This window comes from Bacillus sp. JJ1562 (assembly GCF_036962705.1).
In the GTDB taxonomy this organism is placed as follows: domain Bacteria; phylum Bacillota; class Bacilli; order Bacillales; family Bacillaceae_L; genus Ferdinandcohnia.
This window is the reverse complement of record NZ_JBALOQ010000025.1, coordinates 36316-61792: the sequence shown is the minus strand read 5'-3', so window position 1 is coordinate 61792 and position 25477 is coordinate 36316. Positions and strand designations below refer to the sequence as shown.

At 39.6% G+C, this 25477-nt stretch carries 29 protein-coding genes; 9 read left to right on the top strand and 20 right to left on the bottom strand.

Features of this window, described 5'->3' with window-relative positions; translation table 11 throughout:
• Positions 1 to 11 precede the first annotated feature (11 nt).
• The 4 genes from V7097_RS17120 to V7097_RS17105 form a co-directional block, all read right to left on the bottom strand.
• A complete protein-coding gene (locus V7097_RS17120) occupies positions 12 to 878 on the bottom strand; it encodes a DNA-3-methyladenine glycosylase family protein (RefSeq protein ID WP_335704852.1) in 867 nt (288 codons plus the stop codon).
• Positions 879 to 966: 88 nt separating this feature from the next.
• On the bottom strand, positions 967 to 1278 hold the full coding sequence (locus V7097_RS17115) for a cupin domain-containing protein (RefSeq protein ID WP_335704851.1): 312 nt from the start codon (positions 1276 to 1278) through the stop codon (positions 967 to 969).
• Between the two features lie 55 nt (positions 1279 to 1333).
• A complete protein-coding gene (locus V7097_RS17110) occupies positions 1334 to 1693 on the bottom strand; it encodes a DMT family transporter (RefSeq protein WP_335704850.1) in 360 nt (119 codons plus the stop codon).
• A complete protein-coding gene (locus tag V7097_RS17105; RefSeq protein WP_335704849.1) occupies positions 1690 to 2016 on the bottom strand; it encodes a DMT family transporter in 327 nt (108 codons plus the stop codon). Before V7097_RS17105 ends, V7097_RS17110 begins: the two co-directional genes overlap by 4 nt.
• Positions 2017 to 2201: 185 nt before the next feature.
• Between V7097_RS17105 and V7097_RS17100 the strand changes: the two genes are divergently transcribed.
• On the top strand, positions 2202 to 2780 hold the full coding sequence (locus tag V7097_RS17100; protein WP_335704848.1) for a lysozyme inhibitor LprI family protein: 579 nt from the start codon (positions 2202 to 2204) through the stop codon (positions 2778 to 2780).
• Positions 2781 to 2821: 41 nt separating this feature from the next.
• Here V7097_RS17100 and pdaA read toward each other — a convergent pair whose 3' ends face one another.
• The 3 genes from pdaA to V7097_RS17085 form a co-directional block, all read right to left on the bottom strand.
• Positions 2822 to 3601 carry a delta-lactam-biosynthetic de-N-acetylase gene (pdaA, locus tag V7097_RS17095; RefSeq protein ID WP_438824247.1) on the bottom strand — a complete coding sequence of 260 codons (780 nt, stop codon included), beginning with the start codon at positions 3599 to 3601 and terminating at the stop codon, positions 2822 to 2824.
• Positions 3602 to 4251: 650 nt separating this feature from the next.
• Positions 4252 to 5784 (bottom strand): fumarate hydratase, encoded by a 1533-nt coding sequence (locus V7097_RS17090; protein ID WP_335704847.1) that lies wholly within the window; start codon positions 5782 to 5784, stop codon positions 4252 to 4254.
• 70 nt (positions 5785 to 5854) lie between these two features.
• The gene (locus V7097_RS17085; RefSeq protein WP_335704846.1) at positions 5855 to 7108 is read right to left on the bottom strand and encodes an MFS transporter; all 1254 of its coding nucleotides are present in this window, start codon (positions 7106 to 7108) and stop codon (positions 5855 to 5857) included.
• 136 nt (positions 7109 to 7244) lie between these two features.
• Between V7097_RS17085 and V7097_RS17080 the strand changes: the two genes are divergently transcribed.
• Positions 7245 to 8459, top strand: coding sequence for a DUF4317 domain-containing protein (locus tag V7097_RS17080; RefSeq protein WP_335704845.1), 1215 nt, complete (start codon positions 7245 to 7247; stop codon positions 8457 to 8459).
• Positions 8460 to 8717: 258 nt separating this feature from the next.
• Here the strand turns inward: V7097_RS17080 and V7097_RS17075 are convergent, their stop codons facing one another.
• Positions 8718 to 8906, bottom strand: coding sequence for an SE1561 family protein (locus tag V7097_RS17075; protein ID WP_335704844.1), 189 nt, complete (start codon positions 8904 to 8906; stop codon positions 8718 to 8720).
• A 132-nt stretch (positions 8907 to 9038) separates the two neighbouring features.
• Here V7097_RS17075 and yfkAB point away from each other — a divergent pair, with 132 nt between their 5' ends.
• The gene (yfkAB, locus tag V7097_RS17070) at positions 9039 to 10160 is read left to right on the top strand and encodes a radical SAM/CxCxxxxC motif protein YfkAB (protein WP_335704843.1); all 1122 of its coding nucleotides are present in this window, start codon (positions 9039 to 9041) and stop codon (positions 10158 to 10160) included.
• 34 nt (positions 10161 to 10194) lie between these two features.
• Here yfkAB and V7097_RS17065 read toward each other — a convergent pair whose 3' ends face one another.
• The 4 genes from V7097_RS17065 to V7097_RS17050 form a co-directional block, all read right to left on the bottom strand.
• On the bottom strand, positions 10195 to 11013 hold the full coding sequence (locus V7097_RS17065; RefSeq protein ID WP_335704842.1) for a YfkD famly protein: 819 nt from the start codon (positions 11011 to 11013) through the stop codon (positions 10195 to 10197).
• A gap of 271 nt (positions 11014 to 11284) precedes the next feature.
• Entirely contained in the window at positions 11285 to 11920 is a 636-nt protein-coding gene (locus tag V7097_RS17060) for a YczE/YyaS/YitT family protein (RefSeq protein WP_335704841.1), read from the bottom strand.
• Between the two features lie 314 nt (positions 11921 to 12234).
• Positions 12235 to 13299: a calcium/proton exchanger gene (cax, locus tag V7097_RS17055; RefSeq protein ID WP_335704840.1), complete on the bottom strand. Its 1065-nt coding sequence runs from the start codon at positions 13297 to 13299 to the stop codon at positions 12235 to 12237.
• A 90-nt stretch (positions 13300 to 13389) separates the two neighbouring features.
• A complete protein-coding gene (locus V7097_RS17050) occupies positions 13390 to 13776 on the bottom strand; it encodes an OsmC family protein (protein ID WP_335704839.1) in 387 nt (128 codons plus the stop codon).
• Between the two features lie 129 nt (positions 13777 to 13905).
• Between V7097_RS17050 and V7097_RS17045 the strand changes: the two genes are divergently transcribed.
• Complete coding sequence (locus V7097_RS17045; RefSeq protein WP_335704838.1) at positions 13906 to 15069, top strand: MFS transporter; 1164 nt, start codon at positions 13906 to 13908, stop codon at positions 15067 to 15069.
• Positions 15070 to 15216: 147 nt separating this feature from the next.
• Positions 15217 to 15363, top strand: a complete 147-nt coding sequence (locus V7097_RS17040; RefSeq protein ID WP_335704837.1) for a BH0509 family protein — start codon at positions 15217 to 15219, stop codon at positions 15361 to 15363.
• Positions 15364 to 15399: 36 nt separating this feature from the next.
• Here the strand turns inward: V7097_RS17040 and V7097_RS17035 are convergent, their stop codons facing one another.
• Both V7097_RS17035 and V7097_RS17030 read right to left on the bottom strand, forming a co-directional pair.
• Entirely contained in the window at positions 15400 to 15615 is a 216-nt protein-coding gene (locus V7097_RS17035) for a helix-turn-helix domain-containing protein (protein WP_335704836.1), read from the bottom strand.
• Between the two features lie 10 nt (positions 15616 to 15625).
• Positions 15626 to 16123, bottom strand: coding sequence for a DUF2975 domain-containing protein (locus V7097_RS17030; protein ID WP_335704835.1), 498 nt, complete (start codon positions 16121 to 16123; stop codon positions 15626 to 15628).
• A 339-nt stretch (positions 16124 to 16462) separates the two neighbouring features.
• Here V7097_RS17030 and V7097_RS17025 point away from each other — a divergent pair, with 339 nt between their 5' ends.
• Entirely contained in the window at positions 16463 to 18397 is a 1935-nt protein-coding gene (locus V7097_RS17025) for a heavy metal translocating P-type ATPase (protein WP_335704834.1), read from the top strand.
• Positions 18398 to 18653: 256 nt separating this feature from the next.
• Here V7097_RS17025 and V7097_RS17020 read toward each other — a convergent pair whose 3' ends face one another.
• The 3 genes from V7097_RS17020 to V7097_RS17010 are packed head-to-tail and all read right to left on the bottom strand — an operon-like array spanning position 18654 to position 20337.
• Positions 18654 to 19493 carry a YihY/virulence factor BrkB family protein gene (locus V7097_RS17020; RefSeq protein WP_335704833.1) on the bottom strand — a complete coding sequence of 280 codons (840 nt, stop codon included), beginning with the start codon at positions 19491 to 19493 and terminating at the stop codon, positions 18654 to 18656.
• 4 nt (positions 19494 to 19497) lie between these two features.
• On the bottom strand, positions 19498 to 19851 hold the full coding sequence (locus tag V7097_RS17015) for a YtxH domain-containing protein (RefSeq protein WP_335704832.1): 354 nt from the start codon (positions 19849 to 19851) through the stop codon (positions 19498 to 19500).
• Positions 19852 to 19857: 6 nt separating this feature from the next.
• Positions 19858 to 20337, bottom strand: coding sequence for a low molecular weight protein-tyrosine-phosphatase (locus V7097_RS17010; protein ID WP_335704831.1), 480 nt, complete (start codon positions 20335 to 20337; stop codon positions 19858 to 19860).
• A 105-nt stretch (positions 20338 to 20442) separates the two neighbouring features.
• On the opposite strand from V7097_RS17010, the gene V7097_RS17005 reads away from it, so the two are divergent.
• Complete coding sequence (locus V7097_RS17005) at positions 20443 to 20670, top strand: DUF1128 domain-containing protein (protein ID WP_335704830.1); 228 nt, start codon at positions 20443 to 20445, stop codon at positions 20668 to 20670.
• Between the two features lie 298 nt (positions 20671 to 20968).
• Positions 20969 to 21109, top strand: a complete 141-nt coding sequence (locus V7097_RS17000) for a hypothetical protein (protein WP_335704829.1) — start codon at positions 20969 to 20971, stop codon at positions 21107 to 21109.
• Between the two features lie 311 nt (positions 21110 to 21420).
• Here the strand turns inward: V7097_RS17000 and treC are convergent, their stop codons facing one another.
• The 3 genes from treC to V7097_RS16985 all read right to left on the bottom strand — a co-directional run bounded on the left by treC (position 21421) and on the right by V7097_RS16985 (position 24156).
• Positions 21421 to 23109, bottom strand: coding sequence for an alpha,alpha-phosphotrehalase (treC, locus tag V7097_RS16995; protein ID WP_335704828.1), 1689 nt, complete (start codon positions 23107 to 23109; stop codon positions 21421 to 21423).
• Between the two features lie 226 nt (positions 23110 to 23335).
• The gene (locus tag V7097_RS16990) at positions 23336 to 23728 is read right to left on the bottom strand and encodes a DUF488 domain-containing protein (protein ID WP_335704827.1); all 393 of its coding nucleotides are present in this window, start codon (positions 23726 to 23728) and stop codon (positions 23336 to 23338) included.
• Between the two features lie 56 nt (positions 23729 to 23784).
• The gene (locus tag V7097_RS16985; RefSeq protein WP_335704826.1) at positions 23785 to 24156 is read right to left on the bottom strand and encodes a DnaJ family domain-containing protein; all 372 of its coding nucleotides are present in this window, start codon (positions 24154 to 24156) and stop codon (positions 23785 to 23787) included.
• Between the two features lie 272 nt (positions 24157 to 24428).
• Here V7097_RS16985 and mreBH point away from each other — a divergent pair, with 272 nt between their 5' ends.
• A complete protein-coding gene (mreBH, locus tag V7097_RS16980) occupies positions 24429 to 25436 on the top strand; it encodes a rod-share determining protein MreBH (RefSeq protein ID WP_335704825.1) in 1008 nt (335 codons plus the stop codon).
• Positions 25437 to 25477: the final 41 nt, after the last annotated feature.

Below are 25477 nucleotides of genomic sequence, written 5' to 3'. Positions count from 1 at the left end.
CACACAACTTTCTATTCAATGCTTCGCCATAAATACAAGGAAGCATAGCTTAAATATGGCTCCCATGGCTTGCTGTAATCTTCCATCTTTTCATAGGTTGGCTTTTTCTCGAGATTGTATAATTTTTTGATGGCATTTTGGATTCCGATATCTGCCATTGGAAATAGGTTTGGTCTTCCTAATGCGAATAACAGGTAATTTTCCGCAGTCCATTTTCCAATTCCGCGGATTTTTACAAGAATGTCCATGACCTCTTCATCGGTTTTCGATTGAAGATCCGATAGAGATATCTCTCCCGCTGCAATCAGTTTCGATGTATCAATGACATATTCCGCTTTCCGTCCACTGAATTGTAGCTCTCTCAGGTCAGAAACTGACAGCTCGGCTATTTTTTCAGGTCGAGGATGGATCCACGTTCCCTCTATTTCTTCGCCAAATTGGGTGACAAACCTTGATTGAAGTGTATAGGCAAACGTCATATTTAGCTGCTGATGGATGATACACTTCATCAAGCAAAAATATGGATCGAAATCCAATACCAATGGCGTTCCGCGATGCTCTATGAATATATCTCTAAGGTCTGTTCGTAAAAAATGGTCTTGGATTTCATTCAAAGGTACGTTCCATTGAAAAATATGTGACACAAGCTGCAACGCATTTTCCATTGAATCGGTTTGGGAGCCTGTGACGACAAAAGTTGGCTCATCCGCTGTTCCTGTTGCTTTTACCGTGACAACCACAGGTTCGTTTTTAACATAAAACGGTACCTTCACCGAGCGTTCTTCTTTATTTAGATTTATAAGTGGATTTATGGATAGCCGGTCTAGGACGCGATCAAAATTATATGGCGGCTGTACATGCACTGTTTTCTCCCACATGGAAACCAACCTCAATTCATAAGTGTTAGTACACATTATACCATTTGGGCGTAAAAAAAATCCCCCTGTAAGCAAGAGGATTCTATGTTTATCTATTTAAAAGATCGTTACGAAGCGGTGTAAATGTATCTAGTAAAATACCTTCATCTAATGCCACGACGCCATGCTTATGGTTTCCAGGAATAAAAATCGTTTCTCCTTGAGAGACCGTCGTTTGTTCACCTTCAATTGTGAACTGGAAGCTTCCCTTCATGACGTATGTGAGCTGCTCATGTGGGTGGCTGTGTTGATAGCCTTCCGCCCCTTTTTCAAAGTGAACTTCCATCATCATCACCGATTCACCCGGTGGGAAGATTTTTCGTTTTACGCCAGGTTCTGCGTTTTCCCATTCTCCAACCATGTCCTACTCCCCCTTATATGTATTCCCTTTCATTATAGGAGGAATTGCGCTTTTTTTAAAGCGCCTTTGCCTTCTGACTCTCGATTTCTATTTCTTCATTTTTGGAAGTATTTAATAAAATCACTCCACCGATAATTAAGACGATACCTGCTAGTTTAAGAACACTAAAAACCTCTCCCCACACAAGTGCACCGATTACAGCTGTAAGTGCTGTTCCTACTCCGGACCATATTGCATATGCCAAACTCAGTGGAAGAGTTTTTAGGCATAAGGATAGGCAATAAAATGCAAGACCGTATCCTGCGATGACACCGATTGAAGGGAATAGAACAGTGAATCCCTCGGACATTTTTAACATGGCTGTTGCAAAGATCTCACATATAATCGAAATTGTTAATGCAAGATAACCCCTCATTGATGACCCCCTCCAACATTGAGTAAAATGACTCCACCAATAATTAAGAAGAATCCTAGGATTTTTTTCATATCGATATGTTCTTTATAGATGATAATACCGACTATTGCGGTAAGTGCTGTCCCTACTCCGGCCCAGATTGCATAGGCCACCCCAAGTGGCAATGTTGTTAGTGAAAGCGATAAGGCATAGAATGCTAGGCCATATCCGATCATGACTCCCATAGAAGGAAGGAATTTTTTGAATCCATCTGTTGCCTTAAGCATCGAACTGCCGAATACTTCACTAATAATGGCTATAATTAAAAGGATGTATGCATTCATGGTGATTCCTCCTACCTAATAAAGTGCCTTTCTCCATTTTACCTTTTTTAGGTTCGGGAATCTAAAGAAAAATTTGGGGACCACATGACTGTTGTATACGTGTTACAATTAATAAAGAAATGAATAGTGTTTATTCGTTTTTTTAATTAGTAATAGTTACATAATTTTTACAAGGAGTTTTTGCAATGAAAAAATTTATACTGTTAACAGTTTTGTTGGTCTTGTTGGCTGCCTGCGGTAATGATGAGGAAAAGGCAATTTCAACACCTGAAGAACCAGTTAAAGCTACGGAAAGTGATTCTGAAAAAGCAAGTGACAAGGGTGAAGTTTCAGAAGACAAAGACGAGACAGCAACAAATGAAAATGTGGATGTCGAGGCTCCAGACACTAGTGTTGAAGCGACGACTGAAAATAGCGCTCTGAAGGATCAATATTTAACTGAACTAGCTACGATTGAAGAAGGAATCGAAAACAAGCCTGAGGGTGAAACTCAAATTGAGATGGAAGAAATCGCAGCAGAAACCAATAAAGTCTGGGATAATCAACTAAATAAAATTTGGAAAGAACTAGAGAACCAACTTCCGACCGAAAAAATGGATAAATTACGGGAAGAACAACGCCAATGGATTAAAGAGAAATATAGGATAGCAAGTGAAGAAGCGGCTCAATACGAAGGCGGCACAATGGAGTCTTTAGTGAAAGTAACCGCACAAGCGAAAGTCACCAAAGAAAGATGCTATGAATTAGTTGAAAATTATATGTAAGTGCAAAAGGACTTAGAATGCGACTCTAAGTCCTTTTTTGTTTAGTCTAGGTTAAATAGTAGCTCTTCTTTAATGGTTTTTTCCGCCATTAGCTGGTCTAAGCTTCGGAAGGTATAGCCTTCTTTGTGTAAGTCATCGATTGCCTTTCCAAGCGCTTCAGCATTGTCCCTTGATACGGTATGTAGCAAAAGAATCGCTCCTGGATGGATTTGTCTCATGATGTTGTTGTAGGCATACTCCCACCCACGTTGATTGTTGATGTGCCAGTCGACAAAGGCCAATGACCAGAATACATTTTGATAGCCAAGATTGTTGGATAAAGCCAATGTTCGTTCACTGAAGATACCTCGCGGTGGGCGAAGATAAGTAACATCCTGCCCGGTTAGCTTTTTTGTTTCCTCACGAACGGAATCTAATTCTTTTCGGAGACGGTCGTCACTCACCCTTGTTAAATCCGGATGATACCATGAATGATTGCCAACGATATGCCCTTCCTTTGCCATTCGTTTGACGAGGTCAGCCTGATCTTTTAAATAATGCCCCGTGACGAAGAAAGTCGCAGGAACCTTTTTCTCTTTTAACACATCAAGGACTTTTTCGGTGTAGCCATTTTCATAGCCGTTGTCAAAGGTAAGATAGATGTCTTTTTTAGATGTATCTCCAATGTAAAATGCGCTATATTTTGCGAGTAGTTCATCATACTCCTCACCCGCTGATGCTGGTTCATGATTTTTGCTCTTTTTAAAGCCCCAATGGATTGGTGCGTTTGAATAAGCTGCCGCCACCTGGTGGGCACCGGCCAATGAAAAGGTAACAGTCAAAAGAAGAAGTATGCCACAAAGCCTTTTCAAAAGTAAAACCTCCTAAAACTCCGTTAGTAGTAAAGTTAGTTTTTACCACATTTAGGGGGTTCATGCAGGAATAGATTACCAAAAATATTTTGATGAGTGGGAATAAAAATGGGTGGTTTGAAGTTAAGTTTTGTGAGATGTAATTGGTCTTGATGGGCATGCCGGATTTATTTGGGGCGAGCATGTACCATGAAAGGGATCTTAACCTACATGCTGGTGTTTTTTTGCTTTGAGCATGTACCGTTAAACCTATCTTGCCATACATGCTATGGGCATTTTGCTGAGGGTTTGTACTTTTAAAAAGATCTTAACTAACATGCTTTTACTAATTTGGAGTGAGCAAGCTCCTCAAGACCTTTTATGATAGTCAATTTTAGTTTTTGGTAGTCATTTTACCAAAAAATACGCTGAGCAACTGATGCCATTGGGTATTTGTTACCTAATTTCGAATATATGTGCCCTATCTTCACTTTTTTGTGCCCTAATTTCGATTAATTGTTCCCTAACATTCAACATTTGTGCCCTAACTCCAATTATTTGTGCCCTAGCCTCAAATTAACTGAAAATCCACCAATCAGAAAAACCCGCTACGAATTAACGTAACGGGCCACAATCAATTTTTAAGCAAATACTCGCTCTTTGAATTGTTCTAGTTTTTCTAATGAAGATTTGTCGACATCCTCGTGTAGGCTGTTGCCGTGTGAGTCCATTGTGACAACGGCAGTGAAGCCTTCAACGGATAGATGCCACATCGCTTCTGGGATACCGAACTGCATGAGGTCAACGCCATCAACAGACTTGATGCAGTCTGCATAATATTGAGCAGCTCCTCCGATCGCGTTTAGGTAAACACCACCATGCTCCTTTAATGCAGCAAGAGTTTTTGGTCCCATTCCACCTTTACCGATTACTGCGCGGATACCAAACTTTTTCATGATATCGCCTTGGTAAGGCTCCTCACGAATACTGGTTGTTGGGCCAGCAGCCTTCACGTGCCAGTTGCCATCTTCATCCTTTAGCATGACCGGACCACAGTGGTAAATAATTTGTCCATCTAGATCAACTGGTGCATCATTTTCAGAAAGGTGCTTGTGGATTGCATCACGCCCAGTGAACATACGGCCATTAATTTTAACCACGTCACCTACTTTAAGTTCACGGATTTGTTCTTCAGTGATTGGTGCTTGAAGCACAACTTCTTGATTTTCAGATTTCACTTCAACTTCTTCTTGTTCTTTAGAGAAGTCGATTTCTTCTCCATCCTGGTATAACCAATCATTGATGTCACCAGTTTCAGCATCAAGTGTGACACCTAGACGGCGGTATGCCCAACAGTTGTACGCAACAGATACAAAGAAGCTTGCAGGGATACGGTGCATGACGCCAACTTTACAACCAAGTAGAGTTGTTTCGCCGCCGAAGCCCATTGTACCGATTCCAAGCTTATTTGCATTTTCCATTACGTATTCTTCAAGTTGATGAAGCTCTTCATTTGGATTTACATCCTCAACAGAGCGGAAAAGCTGTTCTTTTGCTAATTCGTAGCCAGAAGTACGGTCCCCACCGATTCCAACGCCGATGAATCCAGCACTACATCCTTGCCCTTGTGCTTGGTACACAGAGTGCATGATACACTTGCGAATTCCGTCTAAGTCACGACCAGCACGACCAAGTCCTTCTAATTCACATGGTAAGCTGTATTGAATGTTCTTATTTTCACAGCCGCCACCTTTTAAAATGAGGCGAACATCGATGTAATCCTCTTCCCATTGTTCAAACTTAATAACTGGTACACCTTCGCCAAGGTTATCCCCACTGTTTTTACCAGTTAATGAGTCAACAGAGTTTGGACGTAGCTTACCGTCTTTTGTTGCTTCTACAATTGCTTCGCGAATAGCTGCTTTGATTTCTAATTGGTTTACACCAACAGGAGTTTTCACTTTAAAAGTTGGTAGACCTGTATCTTGACAGATTGGTGATACATTTACATCTGCCATTGAAATATTATTGGTGATGGTTGAAAGAGACATAGCAGCACGAGTACCCGCACTTTCACTCGCTTTTGCGCGAGCAACCGCTCTACGTACATCCTTTGGAAGTCTTGTTGATGTCTCTACAATTAACTTGTACATACTTTGTTGTAGCTTATCCATCTGTATTCCCCTTTCCCATATATCCCCGTTTTTATACATGTTCTTTGTAATCACAATTTTCATTATACTCCTATCTATTTTTTTCGGAAAGTGATTTGCAAGCGATTCCAGTTTTTATGTGGTCTTTTTCTTTTATTAAATTAACCCCAAGCAAACCAACGAGTGAAAAAATCACCGGAATTATGAACCCGTAGTAGTATCCAGCGTGAAAATGATCCAAGACACTTCCAAAAATGGCCGGCAGCAAGACTGCACTTAAAAATCCACCTGTGTTCGCAAACCCTGACACCATGCCAGATTCACTAGTTGGAAAGGTTTTGCGAACGGCGGCAAAGGTTAAGGAATTTGATCCAAACGCAAATCCAATGATAAAGAAAAGGGAAATGAGTAAGAATAATGGTGGTCCCTCCCTATATATAAGGAAAGTTGACCAACACAAAACAGTGACAACATGAAAAAAGATATAAGGCTGCTTGATTTTGCCTAATTGGCTTGATATCCAACCGATTAAAGGCGCACCAATCAGTGCCCCAATTAAACTAAACATAATAAGCTGGCTTGCGCCCAAACGGGTCAGCCCATGAATATCCATTCCATAAGGAACCGCCCATGAACCGATAAAACCTAAATATCCTCCGACAAGCCCAAAGTGACATAGAAACAAAGCCCATGCCTGTCGATTTGAGAAAATTCGTCGCAGTAACTGAGATGTTTTTTCACGTTGAACTTCTATTTTCTCGATCATCGGGAGATTTGGCTTTTTTACAAGCACAAAATAAAGAAAAATTCCGCACAAACACAGCAGAATTCCCCCTGAAAGAAAGGCTCCCCGCCACCCAAGTAAGACAATCAATCCTGAAAAAGGAACAGTTGCCATCAGGAAACCTAGACTGCCCGTCATTCCTGCGACACCGATCAGCCGGGTGAATTCTTTTTCATTAAACCATTTACTTAATATGAGGACTAAATTAACCCAAATGGTCGCATCTCCTATTCCTGTTAGGATTCTTGCAAAAAAGAGGATGAATTCATGAGTACCCAAACTATAAATGACAGTCCCTGCGCCTGTTATGGTTGCACCTAGTATAAGAAAAAAATTGGGTCCGTAGCGATCTGCTAAAATCCCCATGGGTATTTGAAGTCCTGTGTATACGAAAAATTGAATGCTCGTTAGCAGCCCAATCGTTGTTGCGGTAACCTGAAAATCGGTCATCAATTGGTCTGTAATCAGTCCTGGTGCGGTCCGTTGACTCGACATAACTACATATGTAAACAAAACAGAAGCGAAAATAACCCATCTAAATTTACTATTTTGTATACTCAATGGTATCTACCCCTGTTTGCTTTTTACCCTATGTATATGGGTTTTTGTACCGGTAGTGCTCATACATACGTAAAAAAAACAATCATTACAATTTTGAGTAAGGACATGTATAATCAAAAAATGGGAGTTGAGATCAATGAATAAAAAAGACATCGCAAACATCCGCAAGCAATTTAAGTTAAATAATCAATACTTAAATATCAAAGAAATTTTCAATGTGTATGTAAAAAAAGAATCCAATGAGATTTACCACCATATTTGTCAGCCGTTCGAGCTGTTAGAACAAGAAGCTCAGGAATTATTTTTAGATAACTTTAAAAAGACGTTGGCCGGTCAGCTTGATACAAAGCTGTTTGATTTGAAGTTCCAACAGGATGTCGAGAATAGCACACGAGATCTTCTTTATGATGGGCTTCAGATGGAAGATACTGAAGATTGGATCGAGCAAATGCTACAAATCGTTGAAAAAATGTATGCTACTAAGGTTTATGAGTTTGACACAGTGGTTACATTCCTCCGTGCCGAGTATCGCAAACCTACACGTAAACGCGACCCAGAATCTGAAGTAGGCGGCTCTGATGAGGTTTATTTTAGCCCTCTAATTGTATGCAGCTTAAATAAAATAGACCAACCAAAAAAGACATTGGTTTTTGATTATATTGAAAGAACGTTCAAATCAAATACTGAGCTGGATCCAGTTATTAATCTGACCGCTCCGTTAACAGGTTTCCTTTTTCCAGCCTTTACCGACAATGCAGCAGATGTGAATCATATTCTTTATGCTTCCGGAAAGTCGAACGAGCCTAGTTATTCTTTCATTTCCGATGTGTTAAATTGTGAAGATATCATGACGGCGGAAGATGATAAGATCGGCTTCGAGATGATCCTGAAAAATGTGATTGGGGACACAGTAGAATCTGAGGTTATTTCAAATGTCTATGAGGAAATCGACCGATTCGTTCAGGAAAAAGAAGAAGAGGATGAGGAAGAGAAGGACAGCGAGCCACCAATGATCAACTACCAGGACGTCGAACGCATCCTGAAGGTAAGCGGCGTTGAAAATGTCGACACAGCAAAGGTGGAACATGCTTTTAAAACCGTAATTGATGACGAACACCATGAATTTAAAGCTACCAACCTCGTTCCAAAAACAATCAAAATCAACACAAAGGTTGCCAAGCTCTCACTAAGTCCAAAAGACCTCAAACACGTCAAATACATCATGTACCAAGGCAAACGCTGCTTGTTACTAGAAATTGACGAAGACGTCGTTGTTGAAGGGTTAACGCTTGAAACGAAGAATCAAGGGGACCACGGGGGCCAGGGGGACGGTTCTACTGGTTCCTTTTAAGGGACCACAGGGACGGTTCCACTGGTTCCTTTTATAGCAAAAACAGTGGATTTCGATGTGAAATCCACTGTTTTTTGTTATTCTTCAAGTATCCTTAGCAGGCATGCAAGTTTATCGACCCTAAATTTAAATATATCGACCCAAGTTTTAATTTTATCGACCCAAACTTTGAATATATCGGTCCAAGTTTCAATTTTATCGGCCCTAAATCCAAATATATCGGTCCTAAAGGTCCTAAACCATTTACTCGCTATATTCTTATTCCTTCCAATCCTTTTTAAACCGCTCGTACTTTCCTTCTAAATCATCGAGCATCTCAATGAGGCGGTCGATGTCCTCGAGGTCAGTAGATTCTGGGTCCATTGAGTCAATGACCTCTACAAACATATTTAGGCGATTTTTTAAATAGGTTAATTGTAAGTCCTTATCATGAATCGCATTTCCCAAATTACAACGTTCCTTTCATTTTTTAATCTTTTTTTATCTTATATAAATGTTACCACATTGACAACTATTGTTCTTTTCAATACAATGCCTATGGCGATTTGTGTTTATCAAATCCAAAAAAGGAGTTACATAATGACAAATTTACAATCCTCTATACGAATTTCTCCCGCACATGACCCGTGGGAGGCTTATTTAGATGTTGAGCAATATGGCTCAATGCAGCTGACAAATGTTGAATTTACAACAACTTATCTATGCAATATGAGATGCGAACATTGCGCGGTTGGCTATACTTTGCAACCGAAGGATCCAAAAGGCTTGCCTATAGAGCTGTTACTTAAGCGCCTTGATGAAATTCCAAAGCTTCGTTCCTTAAGTATAACAGGTGGCGAGCCCATGCTTTCAACTAAATCAGTGGACAATTATGTCGTCCCTCTTCTTAAGTATGCCCATGAAAGAGGCGTTCGTACTCAAATCAACTCGAATCTAACACTTGACCTGGCTCGATATGAAAAAATTGTTCCTTATTTGGATGTGCTTCATATTTCACATAATTGGGGTACGGTCGATGATTTTGTCGAGGGCGGTTTTGCGATGATGGAGAAAAAGCCATCGTTTGAACAGCGCGAACGGTATTTTCAGCGGATGATTGAAAATAGTAAAGCTTTATCAAGAGCTGGTGTTATGGTTGCTGCAGAGACAATGCTGAACAAACGGACTCTTCCCCATCTAGAAACAATCCATAAACAAATTGTGGAGGAAATGGAGTGTGGCAGGCACGAGGTGCACCCTATGTATCCTAGCGATTTCGCTAGTAATCTCGAGGTTCTTACTCTCAAGGAAATTCGGAGCGCCATTCATCATCTTCTTGATATTCGCAATGAGGATGTATGGATGTTATTTGGTACATTGCCGTTCTACGCGTGCAACGACAATGAGGAGGACCTTGCATTACTTAAAAGACTATATTCCAGTAAAAATGTAACAGTGCGCAATGACCCTGATGGTCGTTCTCGTCTCAATGTGAATATTTTCAACGGAGATATTATCGTAACTGATTTTGGCGATACCCCATCGCTTGGGAATATTCTCACAACATCCCTTCAAGATGCATATGACAACTGGTCGGAAACAAAGATCGCAAAGGAACTTAGCTGTCACTGTCCTGCGGTGAAATGCCTAGGTCCAAATATTCTCGTGAAAAATGCGTATTACAAAGAGGTAGACTTCACAAAACGCAGAGCTAATATATAAAAAATTCGGGCGATGATGTGTCGCCCGATTTTTTTTATCTCGGAGTTTCTGAAACGAGGAATCCATAAGAAACGTGGTCTTGGACTGGTATCCAGGCGCCGATTCCTTGGTGGGTTACATTTTTAACAACGATGGATTTTCTGCTTCCTTTTAAAACAAGGTAGACTTCGCCGTATGTAACCTTCCCTTTTTCATTGACCGCCGGCGCATAGGCGTATAAATACCCTAGCCTTCTCGGTGGCACATTATAAATTTGATTCTTTTTCGTTGCTCCACCAATAATCGTTGTAAAGGAAAGTGGAAGCTTCGACTTTTTCGCAGCTTCGATTAGCATCATTTTCTTTACATCGTCTGCATCCTGAATTTCTGCGGTTAAACCACCTCTGACAATTTTCTGCATTTCTTGTCTGTAGTAGAGTTTAAATGGTGTATTTCCACCACGATTGTCATAGTAGTTTGTGTTGATTTTTTCAAACTCCCAATTCATGCTTGTTTCAGACGATTCATAATTTAGCGGCCACTGCCCTAAGTAAATGGTTGCGCGATATCCCAGCGCAAGTGGTGTTGTCTGGATGGCCGACTCATTTAAAATCCGGATCAAATCTGGATTTTCTATTTCTACATCAGCACTTTTAATTAGCTCTTTTGTGAGCTTGCTTGGCTGGAGATATGGCAAATCCTGTGTTGGGTTCGGATAGGTGTTATCTTGTGAAATGTCTAAAACTGAACTAGGAACTCTGAATTTATCTACTTTTTCACCCTTTGTTTTGTCGGTACCTTCCGCCATTGCCGTTCCAGCAACTAATCCAAACATCAACATGACGGCAACTATAAAAAGAAATTTTCGTTTCATAGACGGTACTCCTTTCCTTGGCTTTGTGATTAGTCTTTTCGAAGAATTTGCAGTTTATCCATCCTTTTATTAGTAAATTTTTGAGGATTTCCGTTTAAAAAAAGAAATGCCAGATTGAATTTGGCATTTCTTAGAGTAACACTTATTATTTTTAGGGTAGTTCATTCAGTTTTGGAGTCCAAATTGATTGTCTATCCGTTTTATTTGGGTTCTATCGGTTTTAGTTCAGTTCTATCGATTTTATTTTGATTCTATCAGTTTTATTTCAGTTCTATCGATTTTGGCCCAAATTTTCCTTGCTACCACGTAGTCCCTTTTCCATCAACCTCTCACAATAGGGAAAAAAGAATTGGATGATTGGACCTATCCCGAATGTAACGACCAAGGTTCCAATTCCAATCGGTCCCCCAACTAAAAGTGCCAAAATTAGGCCTGTTGCTTCTGCGATTGTTTTTGAAATCCCGACTTTTAACTTAAATCGCTTGCTGATGGCGAGCATCAAATTATCGAGAGGCGAAAGCGGAAACTTTGCCTGCAAATAGATGGCGATCCCGAGTGAGGCAACCACTAATCCCCCTACCAAGGTAAGAACCTGCAATACTAAGCTTTTCAAATTCCATTCGTCCAAAGCAATTAATAACCAAAAATCAATAAAAAAGCCAATTAAAATGATAGTTCCGATCGATAAAAATGCTGGCCGCTCACTCAGTAATAGAGCGTTTACAAGCATGACGATAACGCCTACGACCATAACCCAGTTTCCGATAGTGAGTCCAAATGTTTCGGATAACCCGACATTGAGGGCATCCCATGCCCCGGCACCGATATCTGCAATTATCATTAAACTGATTCCCAGCGCCAAGATAAACAATCCAACGCCAAAAAAAGTAATTCGTCTTGTGATCATAGTTGATCTCCTCAGGTTAACATTTAATTTAAACATTGCAATTTATTATAATCCACCCGAAATAATTAATCGATATTTTTTCATTTTTTTTAATTTTAACTGAATATTTTTAATGTTAGGTAAATAATATAAAGTATACCTTACTTGAAGGAGGGATAAGGAGACCATACCTTTAATGACAGGGGGTATGCTATTCGATTGCCGGACGAAGAGTACACCAATGAAAGTTATCCCTTTAAAGTACTTGAAAAAAGTTAAAAAAAGACCAAACGACTCTGTGTAGATGAAGTCTGCACAGAGTCGTTTTTTTGTCCTTATAATAAGTAAAAACCTATTCCCATAATGGCGTACGCAGCTAACAAGGTACCACCTTCAAACCAGTTAGTTTCTCCATCATTCGTTAGGGAAATCGTTAAAAATACCGCGGTAATCATCGAAATTAATTCTGGCATGGTAAACACGAGCGCCATCTGTGTATCGAGGAACAAGGAAATCAAAACTAAGAGCGGTGCAACAAACATGGCAACCTGCAAGGTTGAGCCAATCGCGATTTCAATGGCAACATTCATTTTATTTTTATATGCCATCATCACAGCTGACGCATGCTCTGCTGCATTCCCGACAATCGCCACAATAATAATCCCAATAAAAAGTTCACTCCAGCCAAAGCTTTCCGCTACAACATCAAAAGTATGAACGAGATTTTCAGATACATACCCGACGGCAACCGTCGACAGCGCCAGGATAACAAGGGCCTTCCACTTCCCCCATTCAGGTTCTTCATGCTCTTCATTTTCCTTTTCCACCTGCTCGGAATCCTGCTGGTAAATCCCACGATGGGAAACAAGCTTAAAGAAAAGACCTGCTAAATATAACAGAATTAAAATGATCGAAATACCGATACTTAACGTAAATGTATCCTGATCATTCATCTCCATTGAAAAAACCTCTGGAATGACGAAGGCAAGAATAATTGAAAAAATTAGCAATCCTGAGTTATGACGTGCATCATGGACATTAAATTTCTGTCGCTTAAACTTAATGCCCCCAACTAAAAAGGAAAGACCACCAACAAGTAAAAGGTTGCCAAGCACAGATCCGGTTAGCGATGCAAGTACAACTGTGACAAGTCCTGCTTTTAAAGCAAAAATAGAAATAATAAGTTCAACTGCGTTCCCAAAGGTTGCGTTTAACAGACCACCAATCCTCGGTCCGGCAATAACTGCAAGGCTTTCCGTCGCTCTGCCCATAAAACCTGCTAAGGCGATAATCGTTAAACAGTAGACAACAAACATGATGACGGCTGGCCAATGCAAGAGGCTTCCAATCACTGAAAGCGGAACACCAATCACAACCATAATCATAAAGAGACGATTCATCGTGACACAACCTTCCACATAACCTAAAAAAACTACGCCCATCTTTTGCGTAGTTTTCCTCTATAAAAATTATGTTCTATTATAATGTTTTTATTCACGAATGATTTCAAAACTCTCCGTAATTTCAATACTTCCCTTTACCGATTGTGCCATCGGACAATTGCGAGAAGCGACTTCGATGGAACGCTCGATTTTTTGTTCGTTTAAATCCGTTCCCTTGATAAGGTAATGGAGATGAATTTTTTCAACTCGATTCGCTTGGGACTCATTTCTTTCAACCTCTGTATTAATGGTGATGTCCTCGACCTGCATTCTCTTTTTTTCAAGAATCTTGCGAAGAGTGCCTCCGCTGCAGACGGCAATGGATGAGACTAAAAGCTGATAAGGTCTGAACCCGTATGCTTCATCTCCTGCAACATGTAACTCTCCGTATTCCACATCTGTGTAAAAGCCAACTTCCTTCATTTTAAAAATCATGAAAAATTCCCCCTGTTCACTTTGTTATGTTTAGTGTACCAAAATTTACCCTTGGAAAATCTTTTTGATTTCCAACCCCCATTAATTTTTGTATGATTAGAATGGAAATGGTACTGGGGGAGAAACAACATGAAATTGCGGTTTTGGATATTAGTGAGTATAGTGGCAGTCTCAGGGTTCAGCCAGGGTATGCTGTTGCCATTGATTGCTGTTATCTTTGAAAATAGCGGATTGTCATCAACCTTAAATGGATTGAATGCAACCGCCCTATATATAGGAATATTATTTGTATCACCTTTTATGGAACACCCATTGCGAAAGTATGGCTATAAACCGGTTATTCTTTTTGGAGCATTGCTCGTGGTCATATCCCTTGCCTTATTCCCGTTATGGAAATCGTTTTGGTTTTGGTTTGTATTGCGACTCTTTATCGGAATTGGGGACCACGCCCTGCACTTTGGAACTCAAACATGGATTACTTCATTTTCACCAGAGGAAAAGCGTGGTAGGAATATCTCCTTATATGGATTGTTCTTTGGACTAGGCTTTGCCACAGGTCCATTAATGACACCATTAATCAACATCAATGAAGCATTGCCATTTATTTTGTCTTCTGTCTTATGTTTAATAGGCTGGTTCTTTTTATTCCTATTAAAAAATGAGTTTCCTGATGCAGATTTGGGTGTGAACTCATTTAGAGAAACAATCAACCGGTTCTCCAAAGCATTGAAATATGCATGGGTCGCATTTTTACCGCCAATGACCTTTGGATTTTTGGAATCATCCTTAAACGGAAGCTTCCCGATATACGGATTACGAATTGATTTAGATGTTACGTTTGTATCGATATTACTAACTTCATTTGCACTTGGTAGCATCATCACCCAGCTTCCATTGGGTATTCTGAGCGACAAGTTTGGAAGAAGACTTATTTTAATGATCGTCCTGTTTTTAGGATTTTTAAGCTTTACCATGGCAAGCTTCCTAGAACATTCTCATGTTGGGCTTTGGCTCTGTATTACGTTTGCAGGGATGGCGGTTGGATCGACATTTTCACTAGGCATCTCGTATATGACAGATTTAATGCCGAAAAATTTACTTCCAACTGGTAACCTTCTTTGTGGAATCTTTTTTAGTATCGGTAGCCTGATTGGGCCGTTTATCGGTGGACTATTTATCCAATACTTTGAAAACATTAGCTTTTTCAATGTCATTGGAACCATTCTATTTGTCATCTTTATTGTATTAACTGTGTTTGGTACGAAAACGGCAGTTAAAACGGTTGAAAATTGACTTCCTTGTTGGAAGTCTTTTTATTTTTGCCTATTTTCCAGAATTTTGTTGACGTTTTTCAGAAAACTGTTATATAATACAATTAATTTAAATATACTGTATTAAAACAGTTACAAAGGACAAAAAATGAAAAGGGAGAGGATTAAAATGAGTAGGCAAGAACGTAAAAACATGATTGAGTTTATTGAAAAGGTAAAGGACATTGATAAAATCGAGCTCATGTATATGACTGACGCTGATATCGAGCATATCTACGATACAACCTATTATCATTTCGAGGAAATTGCGGAGTAATGGAAAAAACTCGCCGGTTGGCGAGTTTTTTATGTTTTATGCATCCTCATCTGCTCTGTATTCTAAAAGATCCCCTGGTTGACAGTCCAACGCTTTGCAAATCCCTTCTAATGTAGAAAATCTAACAGCCTTTGCCTTTCCATTTTTTAAAATGGAGAGGTTGGCCATCGTAATTCCGACCCTTTCAGATAACTCGGTTACACTCATTTTTCGTTTTGCTAACATGACGTCTATGTTAATAATGATTGCCATTGTTTTCACCTCAAACTGTTAAGTCATTTTCTTCTTGAATTTTGATCGCATTTTTCAATAATTTTTGAAGAACGGCAGCAAAAACCGAAACGACAAAACAAGCGAAAATAATGACTAGTGCAATAAGAAGGACACCAGGATTACCTGCATTCTGTGAAATCACAAACAAGAAACCGATGACATACCATGCACTAATGATGGCCGCACAATATTTTATGATATTTAAAGATTGAACCGATTTTTGAGAGAAAGCATTATTTTTATCAATATAACTTAGCAGTTTAAAGCCTTGATATAGAGCAGTTAAATACGGAATCAACATGATTTCGATCCCTATTAATAAAGGATATTTTAAATATGAAAATTCTGGGTTTTTGACTGCTAAATCATTTGCTGCCCAAGGAAGCCAAGAAATACATAAAGCCAAGATAACAATTCCCATAAAAAAAATTGCTACCTTTAAAAAAAGTGTGTTCCCACGTTCTTTTAGCCTCAAGATTTCATCCATTATAAACACCTCACCTATTTTTTGCCTTTTTGGATAGTTTACATGAAAGTTTATTGTTTTTCAATAAATAATTATCCTTTCTCCACTATAATGCCTTCTTATTTAAAATAATTATAAAAAAGACTTTTAAAATCCGGGCAATATGTTATAATTAATAATAATTATAAAGTGAAAATAACTAAAATTAGTTGCTGCCATCAAAATGATTGCAGTTTTCTTGTTTAATTGGCTTAATGAGTGTGATTTTCTTTCTCAATTAGCATGAGTATATTGATTTCAATTCTCAATTACGTAGTAAAAATGATTATTTTTCTCAATTAGAAGACGGAGGCGAATAAAATGAGTACAGAAGTAAAAACTGTTCCAGGGCAACAACATCTATATAAAACAGAGAAAGAGCCTTCTCCACTCTTAGAAAAAGTAAAGCTTCACGGAGAATTGATTGCGGCTATAACGAGTGGTGTGTTAATCGCCATCGCTTGGACATTAGGTCATTTTGAACAAAGTACTGCCTCTATCGTTATGTATCTTCTTGCATTTGTTATTGGCGGTTATGCAAAGGCAAAGGAAGGTATAACAGATACAATCGCAGAAAAGGAATTAAATGTGGAAATGCTGATGATCTTTGCCGCAATTGGTTCAGCCATCATCGGTTATTGGAATGAGGGTGCAATTTTAATCTTCATCTTCGCCTTAAGTGGTGCTCTTGAAACGTACACGATGAACAAGAGCCATAAGGAAATCTCTTCTCTTATGGGACTGCAGCCTGAAGAAGCAACTCTTATTCAAAACGGGATCGAACGAGTTGTACATGTTTCATCCCTTCAAATTGGAGATACCATTTTAGTTAAACCAGGTGAGCGCATTCCAGCTGATGGTAAGCTTTTAAAAGGCGAAACAAACGTGGACCAAGCTGCCATTACAGGTGAATCAATCCCGGTACAAAAATCCCTTGGGGACGAGGTCTTTGCAGGTACGGTTAACCTACGTGGTTCTATTACCGTTGAAGTGACAAAGCCAAATGAAGATTCCTTATTTCAAAAAATTATTAACCTTGTTCAATCCGCACAAAGTGAAAAATCACCTTCACAGCTATTCATCGAAAGATTTGAAGGTAGATATGTTAAATTTGTTTTAATCGCAGTTGGGTTAATGATGTTTCTTCCTCACTTTTTATTAGGTTGGACATGGACAGAAACCTTTTACCGGGCGATGATTTTACTCGTTGTTGCATCCCCTTGTGCTCTCGTTGCATCCATTACGCCTGCAACCTTATCTGCCATTTCAAATGGGGCAAGACGTGGAATTCTTTTTAAGGGTGGTGTACACCTAGAGCAGCTCGGTAACCTAAAAGCGATTGCGCTAGATAAAACGGGGACTTTAACAAAAGGGAAACCAGTTGTAACGGATATAATTGTGGCAGATTCAATCGAGCATAACGCATTTTTACAAATCGTTGCTTCCATTGAAAATCAATCCACACACCCGTTGGCCGGAGCGATCGTAACACATGCCAAAACGAATGGTCAGGAGCTGCTTCCAATCGACGGAATCGAGGATATGCCCGGGTTTGGGGTAAAAGCAACAATTGGTGAAGCTGATTGGTTAATCGGTAAATCCGATCTTGTTGGAAAAGATGCTGCAGCTGCTTTTAAAAATGGTGTTGAGAAGCAGTTGGCAGCTGAAGGAAAAACAATTGTTTATGTAAAATCAGATGACGACATTGTGGGGATTCTTGCATTAAAGGATATTGTCCGTGAAGATACGGTTTCAGCTATCTCAGCCTTAAAAGACCTTGGTATCTACACGGTGATGCTAACTGGTGATGGTGAAAAAACGGCTGAAGCAATTGCTGCTGAAAGTCATGTTGACCAGCATATTGCTGAATGTTTACCTGAAACAAAGGTTAACCATATTAAAGAACTGATTTCAAAATATGAGACAGTTGCCATGGTCGGAGATGGAATCAATGATGCTCCTGCTTTAGCGACGGCCAATGTAGGTATTGCGATGGGTCAAGGAACAGACGTGGCACTTGAAACCGCAGATGTCGTTCTCATGAAAAACGACCTGCCACGAATCGCCGAAGCCGTAAAGCTCTCAAAACGCATGAATCGGATTATCAAACAAAATATCATTTTTTCAATCGGCGTAATTACGCTATTGATTGTGTCTAACTTCTTTCAAATCATTGACCTCCCATTTGGTGTCATTGGGCACGAAGGAAGTACAATTCTTGTTATCTTGAACGGGCTTCGATTGTTGAAGTCATAAATTGGAAAGGACTTGACCCCATCGGTCAAGTCCTTTTTATAGTATTGGGGACCAGTGGAACCGTCCCTCTGGTTCCTAATGATAGCCGTTGCTGCCGTTAGCAGAACTGCTTGTTTTTTGTTTTGGGCTATTTTTCTTTCCTTTTTGCTTTGTGTTGCCATTTTTTTTAGACATAATAGAGGCCTCCTTGTATTGTACTTACAACCTCTATTATCTCTCGCGTCCCTCTTTTCAATGAAGGTAACTTCCGGAAAAATTATCGTCCGTCCCTGATACGATGGCAGTTGAGTATCGCGTTGATTTCTCCACCGATGATGATGATGACCGCTGACAAGTAAAACCAAATCATGAGGACAATGATGGCTCCTAGACTTCCGTATGTCGTTGAAAAATGCCCAAAGCTGTTCACGTAGTATGAAAATGCGAGGGACACAAACATCCATCCAAAGGTCGCAAAAAAGGCTCCAGATATGATTTCTTTAATTTTTAGCCGGCGGTTAGGCGCGACCCAGTACAAAAAAGTAAACACGATAAACAGAATCATCGCACTCACAATCCAACGAATTCCATTCCAAATATCTAAGAATTCATCGGACAGGCCAAACGAAGAAAAGATAAAAACTCCAATTTGCTTACCGAAGACTGGCAGTAACAAAGCAATAATGATGACAAAAATCATCCCAAACGTTAATAATATCGAGATTCCTCGTGTGAAAAAGAAGTTCCGTGTTTCCTTCACATCATATGCTTTGTTAAATGCACGAACGATCGCGTTAATTCCATTCGAGGACGACCACAGTGTACCGATGATACCAATGGACAACAGTCCCCCTTTTTGCGAACCTACAATGAAATTTAAGTTTTCTTCAATCATATCAACAGTACCTTCTGGCGCGTACTGCCTGACAAACGCCAATACATCTATTTGGGAGATTGGCAAATACCCAATAAGTGTCACTAGAAAGATTAAAAATGGGAATAGAGAAAGCAAGAAAAAATAGGCAAGCTCTGCTGAAAGACTACCTACTTCGTCTTCCTTATATCGCAAAAATAATTCCTTAATAAACCGCAAATCTAACGTCCGAATTTGGGTCATCTTTTCACCTCTCTATATTATCGTCCCTCATACCTCCCGTTTTATTAGAAATTGCGTCCTTTGTTTCCTTCACTGCTTCAACGATTTCTGGTGTCGTTTCCACGATTTCATTCACCCTTGAGGTCACGATGCGAACGTCCTCTGCTACCTGTTCTACGGTTGTACGAACCGCGTTAAACTGGTCCTTAACAAGCTCTGTATAACCTTGAGGATTTTTCATGATATCTACTGCTTTTTTACTAACTCTTTTACTAGTATGTAAAAACTGCTCTCTTGTTTCCTTATCGCATAAAGAAATCGCTGCACCAAGGACAGCCCCGATGACCATGCCCTCCACCATTTTATTGCGCTTTGCCATTTTGAATTACTCCTTTCCAACGAAATTTTCTTTTTTTATGACATTTAAAAGATGCTTACATCCATTGCTCACAAGCTCATATGTTTCATCAAAATTCCCCGTATAGTAAGGATCAGGTACGTCTTTAACCTTGCTGTCGTCGACAAAATCGAGAAGCTTTTTAATCTGGCCAGTTTTTGCTGTACCAATCATTCTTTTTAGATTGCCTAAATTATCAGAGTCCATTGCGATAACATAATCAAATTGTTCAAGGTCCGCTGGAATGACCTTGCGTGCCTTAATCCCTTCAAAGGACACTTTATATTTGGTTAGTATGGTTTGCGTGCCCTTATGTGGGGGATGTCCAATATGCCAATCTCCAGTACCTGCTGAGTCCACTTGAATTTCATCGGCAAGTTCTTCTTTTTTAACGATATCTCGAAAAATGGCCTCTGCCATCGGTGATCTGCAAATATTCCCTAAACACACAAATAATACTTTTATCATTATGTAGATTCTCCTTTATGTTATATTTTTCCGTTGGTTGCCATATTAAATAATAACAGAAACGTGATACAATAAGAATACAATGAACATTGAAAGGATGAAAACATGGATCTCTCACAAAAGTCGGTCGAGAATGTTGAGTTTATGATCGAAAAAATCAAAGAAAAGCTGAAAGTGCTAAACATTGGTGCAATTAAGCCTTCCCATTTTGATGAAGAAATGTACGAGGAACTAAAAGACATTTACGACCTCACCATGAAAAAGAACTCATTCAGCCCGAACGAAATGCAAGCACTCGTCGAAGAACTCGGAAGCTTACGCAAAAATAGATAATACATATGAACAAAAGTGCAAGCGCCTTGATCAGCCCCGACAAGCATAAGAAAAGCCGGCGAGAAGGATGCAGTATATCCTTCTTGACGGATTGGCTAGACCAGAGAGGGGCTAGGCGCTGGAACTAGACTAAAATGGCGGCCATGTTGGTCGCTTTTTTTGTAAAATTCAGTCAATAACTCCCCAGCCCTGCATATACGTATACAAAGGGGCATCCTCGGGTCTGAGGGACAGGTCCATTGTCCCAGACTTCATCGTTCTTTCTTCTGCCAGCCCCAATCTAAAGGGGGGAATACACTTGCTAGGTCTATGGCTAACGCTCATTGGAATTGCTGTGTTATATTTTATCTCCGCTGGATTCTGGTTTTACTTTGTTGCATCTTCGATGGATCAGGACGATACCACAAGAATTGACCCGCTACCAAAAGATCAAGAATAATCAAATGCGCCTTGGCGTGTTTGCGCCCAGATTTTAGGCCCACAGGATGTGGGTCATAAAGACGTTGCCACAGGATGTGGCGTTCTTAGTCTCTGATTTTACTGCTCGAGAAGTTTCCTTTGAAAATCGCATGTCTCCGCCGGAGGCTTAACTTTATTCAGTCATAGTTTGAACTCCCAGTTATTTTGTATATACCCAATACTCGTCCCGCCACTTTTAAAGCTGGGGTACTTCTAACGAATAAAGTTAAAAAAGCCACACCCGCAATTGGGCATGGCTCTTACAGTGTAGGCAAAAACGTCTACACTTTTTTATTTTTTCGTTAAATGGTACACAACTGATTCATATGGACGTAAGCTGAGCCCTTTTGAAATATCAGTTTGCGAATCGCCATAGTTGGAAATGAGAAGATCAGTTGTGTAGTTTTCAATCTTAATATTTTCAGGAATTTCGAATGTCGCTTCTTTCTCGTAAAAATTATTGACAACAAGTAGCTTCTCGTTTTCCCCGTTTCTTACATATGCAAAGATTTGCGGATCTTCCTCAAGTAATAGCTCGTAATCACCGTATGTGATAATATCGTATTCCTTACGGAGCTTAATCAATTTTTGATAGTGATAAAAGACTGAGTTTTTGTCCTCTAACGCATTTTCTACGTTAATGGTTTTATAATTATCAGCGACATTTATCCACGGTGTACCATTTGTGAAGCCTGCATGCTCAGATGCATCCCACTGTACAGGTGTACGTGAATTATCTCGGGATTTATGTTTCAAAATCTCAATGATTTGTTCGTTACTCATACCCTGTTCTTTTTTAATTTTGTACATATTAATGGATTCAACATCACGATATTCAGAGATATCTTCGAATTTCGGATTGGTCATGCCGATTTCTTCACCTTGATAAATATAAGGCGTACCTTGCATCATGTGAATTGTTGTCGCAAGCATTTTCCCAGACTCTGTTGAATATTTGCCATCATCGCCATATCTCGATACTATACGGGGTTGGTCATGGTTGCACCAAAATAACGCATTCCAGCCCCCACCCTTATGCATTTCCACCTGCCAGGTTGAGAGGATTCTTTTTAAAGCTTGGAAGTCAAAATCCGCAACCGTCCACTTATCCCCGTTCGGGTAATCCACTTTTAAATGGTGAAAATTAAAGGTCATACTCAGTTCTTCACGGTCAGGATTCGAATATTTGATACAATCGTCAATTGTTGTTGAAGACATTTCCCCAACCGTCAAACTATCGTATTTCGAAAATACATTCTGATTCATTTCATGCATGAATTCATGGACACGTGGACCGTCTGTATAAAACTTTCGGCCATCACCAGGCGCTACAGATCCATCGTCATCCGGGAATTTCTGGTCTTTTGAAATTAGATTGATGACATCTAGACGGAAGCCATCTACCCCTTTTTCAAACCAAAAAGTCATCATGTCATAGACTTTTTTGCGAACCTCTTCGTTTTCCCAATTAAGGTCTGCTTGGGTCACATCAAAAAGATGGAGATAGTATTGACCCGTTTTTTCATCATACTCCCAGGCATTCCCACCGAATTTAGATTCCCAATTGCTTGGCTCATGGCCGTCTTTTGGGTCCTTCCAAATATAAAAATCACGATATGGATTGTCCTTTGACTCACGAGATTGCTTAAACCATTCGTTTTCAGTAGATGTATGGTTAACGACGATATCCATAATAATTTTGATTCCGCGAGAATGAGCTTCTTCAAGCAAACGATCAAAATCCTCCATCGTGCCGTACTCTTCTTGAATTGCAAAATAATCACTAATATCGTACCCGTTATCACGCTGCGGAGATTTGTAAATTGGCGTTAACCAAATAACATCAATACCTAATGCTTTCAAGTAGTCGAGTTTTTCGATGATCCCCTGTAGGTCTCCAAGACCATTTCCAGTTGTGTCATTAAAACTCTTTGGATAAATTTGATAAACAACAGACTTTTTCCACCAAGGCTGTTTCAACTGCTACACCACCATAAATAATTATTATTCTTGTAGTATTTCATAAATAAAATAACTTTATTTATACTAGTAGTGTAACTTGTATATACAAGTTGGTCAAATTTATGCCACCTAAGAGGTGTCTTGGTGTGAATGTTAGTCATTGATTAGCTATTAGCCATAAATTTTAATTAGTGGCTATATTTTTCGGTTATTAGCCATAAATTTTAATTAGTGGCTATAAACTCTATCTATTGGCTATAAACAAACCATCCCCATGGATCCTCTCCAACACTTCCTTCAACACAACCGCTTGGTTATGCACTTCATCCTTTGCACCAAAAAGAAGAGTCACTTTTTCTTCACCAATCATGCTCAATAATTCTTCGATTGCAGCCTTTTTCTCATCGTCTTCCTGTAATTCTTTTATGTAGTGCTCTTTAAATTCTTCAAATCGTTCTGGTTTGTGGTTAAATTCCTTACGAAGCCCCGTGCTTGGGGCGATTTTTTTCATCCACAAATAAAGTTGCGCTTTATCCTTTGAAATGCCTCTTGGCCAAATGCCGTCCACTAATATTCGTTTTCCATCTTCCGCACTAGCAGGTTCATAAATTCGTTTTAACACTAGATTTTCCAACATAACTCTCTTTCCTTCCTATAAAAAAGGGCTAAACGCAATGGTTTGGCCCCTCCAAATTATTTAAACTTGTTATGCAATTTCATTTGATAGTCTTTGAAAACCGCTGAGTGAGAGGTCTTTCTATTTTTCAAAATTTGATTTAAGCGAAACTGTTTTTCGTTTAGCTTTTTCTGATAGATGACTCTTTGTTCCTCATCTTCACAGTTATCAATCAGGTTCTCGAATGTGAGCAATTCTTTTTTGATTTCCGTTTCTTCATTGATGAATCCAGCATTTTTCATGACGCGATATGCCATGCGAAGATCCTCTGGAATTGCGGAATCATCATCAAGCTTAAGCGGCTTACCGTATCCTGGTAGGTTGTCAAATTCTCCATCCTTATAAGCCTTGCGAATTTTGTCCTCTGACACAATATTCGAAAAATCCATGGTAACGCCCTCCTTTTTGGAGTGTTTCATCTTTTACTATTTTACGTGGTTTTTGAACAAATTGCCATTCTCCTCTTATATTTCTTCTATATTTCAATTTTTACAATATGACAACTACCCCCAGAAATCGACATATTTTTAAGAATAACTATAGGGTGAAGTGGGCTAAAATGACTACTCATGAAAATTAATAAAGAGTGCTAAAAAGTTTTGGTTAACTATTTTAGGCTATTAGACATATATTCTTAAATTCTAGAAGGATGGAGATAACAATGTTTTCAAACGTAGAAATCGGAATTGATTTAGGAACTGCAAATATTCTTGTATACAGTAAAAATAAAGGTGTCATCATTAATGAGCCATCCGTTGTGGCGATCGACACTGAAAATAACAAAGTCGTCGCTGTTGGGACAGATGCGAAAAGAATGATTGGAAAGACGCCCGAAAAAATTGTGGCGATTCGTCCATTACGTAAAGGTGTGATTGCAGACTTTAATGTGACTGCGGACATGCTTCGCCATATTATGAAAATGGCGAGCCAAAAAACGGGTTACTCGCTTCGCAAACCCAATGTGGTCGTTTGTACTCCATCTGGGTCAACATCCGTTGAACGACGCGCCATCCAGGATGCGGTTAAACAATGTGGTGCCAAGCAGGTTTATTTAATTGAGGAGCCTGTAGCGGCTGCAGTTGGCTCTGATTTACCTGTTGATGAGCCGATCGCAAACGTAATCGTCGATATCGGTGGAGGCAATACCGAGGTTGCAATTATTTCCTTCGGTGGTGTTGTATCCTGCAATTCAATTCGAATCGGCGGAGACCAGTTTGATGAAGATATCATTCAATATGTACGAAAAAAATACAATGTCCTAATCGGGGAACATACCGCCGAGCAGGTTAAATTTGAAATTGGCTATGCACTTGTTGAGCATGAAGTAAAAACAATGGATATTCGTGGACGCGACCTTGTTACAGGTCTTCCTAAAACCATTTCATTGCGTTCAACCGAAGTACAAGAAACATTAAAAGAATCATTACTTCATATTTTAGAAGCAATCCGTGCGACCCTAGAAGATTGCCCACCTGAATTAAGTGGTGATATTGTGGACCGCGGAGTTATTATTACAGGTGGCGGAGCGTTATTAAATGGCATGCAGGAGTGGCTCAGTCAGGAAATCTTTGTTCCAGTGCATCTTGCGCCTAACCCGCTTGAATCAGTTGCAATCGGAACTGGCCGTTCACTAAGTATTATTCAGAAGCTGCATAAAATCGCAAAATAAGGGACCAAGGAACCAAGGGGACGGTTCTACTGGTTCCCAGT

What these genes read in the sequence shown, in the direction of transcription:
- V7097_RS17010 (WP_335704831.1), bottom strand. Translation starts at nt 20,337, where the DNA reads ATGATAAAAGTATTATTTGTGTGTTTAGGGAATATTTGCAGATCACCG.
- V7097_RS17035 (WP_335704836.1), bottom strand. Translation starts at nt 15,615, where the DNA reads ATGGCAATCATTATTAACATAGACGTCATGTTAGCAAAACGAAAAATG.
- V7097_RS17090 (WP_335704847.1), bottom strand. Translation starts at nt 5,784, where the DNA reads ATGGATAAGCTACAACAAAGTATGTACAAGTTAATTGTAGAGACATCA.
- V7097_RS17080 (WP_335704845.1), top strand. Translation starts at nt 7,245, where the DNA reads ATGAATAAAAAAGACATCGCAAACATCCGCAAGCAATTTAAGTTAAAT.
- V7097_RS17045 (WP_335704838.1), top strand. Translation starts at nt 13,906, where the DNA reads ATGAAATTGCGGTTTTGGATATTAGTGAGTATAGTGGCAGTCTCAGGG.
- V7097_RS16985 (WP_335704826.1), bottom strand. Translation starts at nt 24,156, where the DNA reads ATGGATTTTTCGAATATTGTGTCAGAGGACAAAATTCGCAAGGCTTAT.
- V7097_RS17050 (WP_335704839.1), bottom strand. Translation starts at nt 13,776, where the DNA reads ATGATTTTTAAAATGAAGGAAGTTGGCTTTTACACAGATGTGGAATAC.
- V7097_RS16990 (WP_335704827.1), bottom strand. Translation starts at nt 23,728, where the DNA reads ATGTTGGAAAATCTAGTGTTAAAACGAATTTATGAACCTGCTAGTGCG.
- V7097_RS17060 (WP_335704841.1), bottom strand. Translation starts at nt 11,920, where the DNA reads ATGATCACAAGACGAATTACTTTTTTTGGCGTTGGATTGTTTATCTTG.
- V7097_RS17005 (WP_335704830.1), top strand. Translation starts at nt 20,443, where the DNA reads ATGGATCTCTCACAAAAGTCGGTCGAGAATGTTGAGTTTATGATCGAA.
- V7097_RS17100 (WP_335704848.1), top strand. Translation starts at nt 2,202, where the DNA reads ATGAAAAAATTTATACTGTTAACAGTTTTGTTGGTCTTGTTGGCTGCC.
- yfkAB (WP_335704843.1), top strand. Translation starts at nt 9,039, where the DNA reads ATGACAAATTTACAATCCTCTATACGAATTTCTCCCGCACATGACCCG.
- V7097_RS17040 (WP_335704837.1), top strand. Translation starts at nt 15,217, where the DNA reads ATGAGTAGGCAAGAACGTAAAAACATGATTGAGTTTATTGAAAAGGTA.
- V7097_RS17105 (WP_335704849.1), bottom strand. Translation starts at nt 2,016, where the DNA reads ATGAATGCATACATCCTTTTAATTATAGCCATTATTAGTGAAGTATTC.
- cax (WP_335704840.1), bottom strand. Translation starts at nt 13,299, where the DNA reads ATGAATCGTCTCTTTATGATTATGGTTGTGATTGGTGTTCCGCTTTCA.
- V7097_RS17115 (WP_335704851.1), bottom strand. Translation starts at nt 1,278, where the DNA reads ATGGTTGGAGAATGGGAAAACGCAGAACCTGGCGTAAAACGAAAAATC.
- V7097_RS17110 (WP_335704850.1), bottom strand. Translation starts at nt 1,693, where the DNA reads ATGAGGGGTTATCTTGCATTAACAATTTCGATTATATGTGAGATCTTT.
- mreBH (WP_335704825.1), top strand. Translation starts at nt 24,429, where the DNA reads ATGTTTTCAAACGTAGAAATCGGAATTGATTTAGGAACTGCAAATATT.
- V7097_RS17030 (WP_335704835.1), bottom strand. Translation starts at nt 16,123, where the DNA reads ATGGATGAAATCTTGAGGCTAAAAGAACGTGGGAACACACTTTTTTTA.
- V7097_RS17015 (WP_335704832.1), bottom strand. Translation starts at nt 19,851, where the DNA reads ATGGCAAAGCGCAATAAAATGGTGGAGGGCATGGTCATCGGGGCTGTC.
- V7097_RS17020 (WP_335704833.1), bottom strand. Translation starts at nt 19,493, where the DNA reads ATGACCCAAATTCGGACGTTAGATTTGCGGTTTATTAAGGAATTATTT.
- V7097_RS17065 (WP_335704842.1), bottom strand. Translation starts at nt 11,013, where the DNA reads ATGAAACGAAAATTTCTTTTTATAGTTGCCGTCATGTTGATGTTTGGA.
- V7097_RS17025 (WP_335704834.1), top strand. Translation starts at nt 16,463, where the DNA reads ATGAGTACAGAAGTAAAAACTGTTCCAGGGCAACAACATCTATATAAA.
- V7097_RS17120 (WP_335704852.1), bottom strand. Translation starts at nt 878, where the DNA reads ATGTGGGAGAAAACAGTGCATGTACAGCCGCCATATAATTTTGATCGC.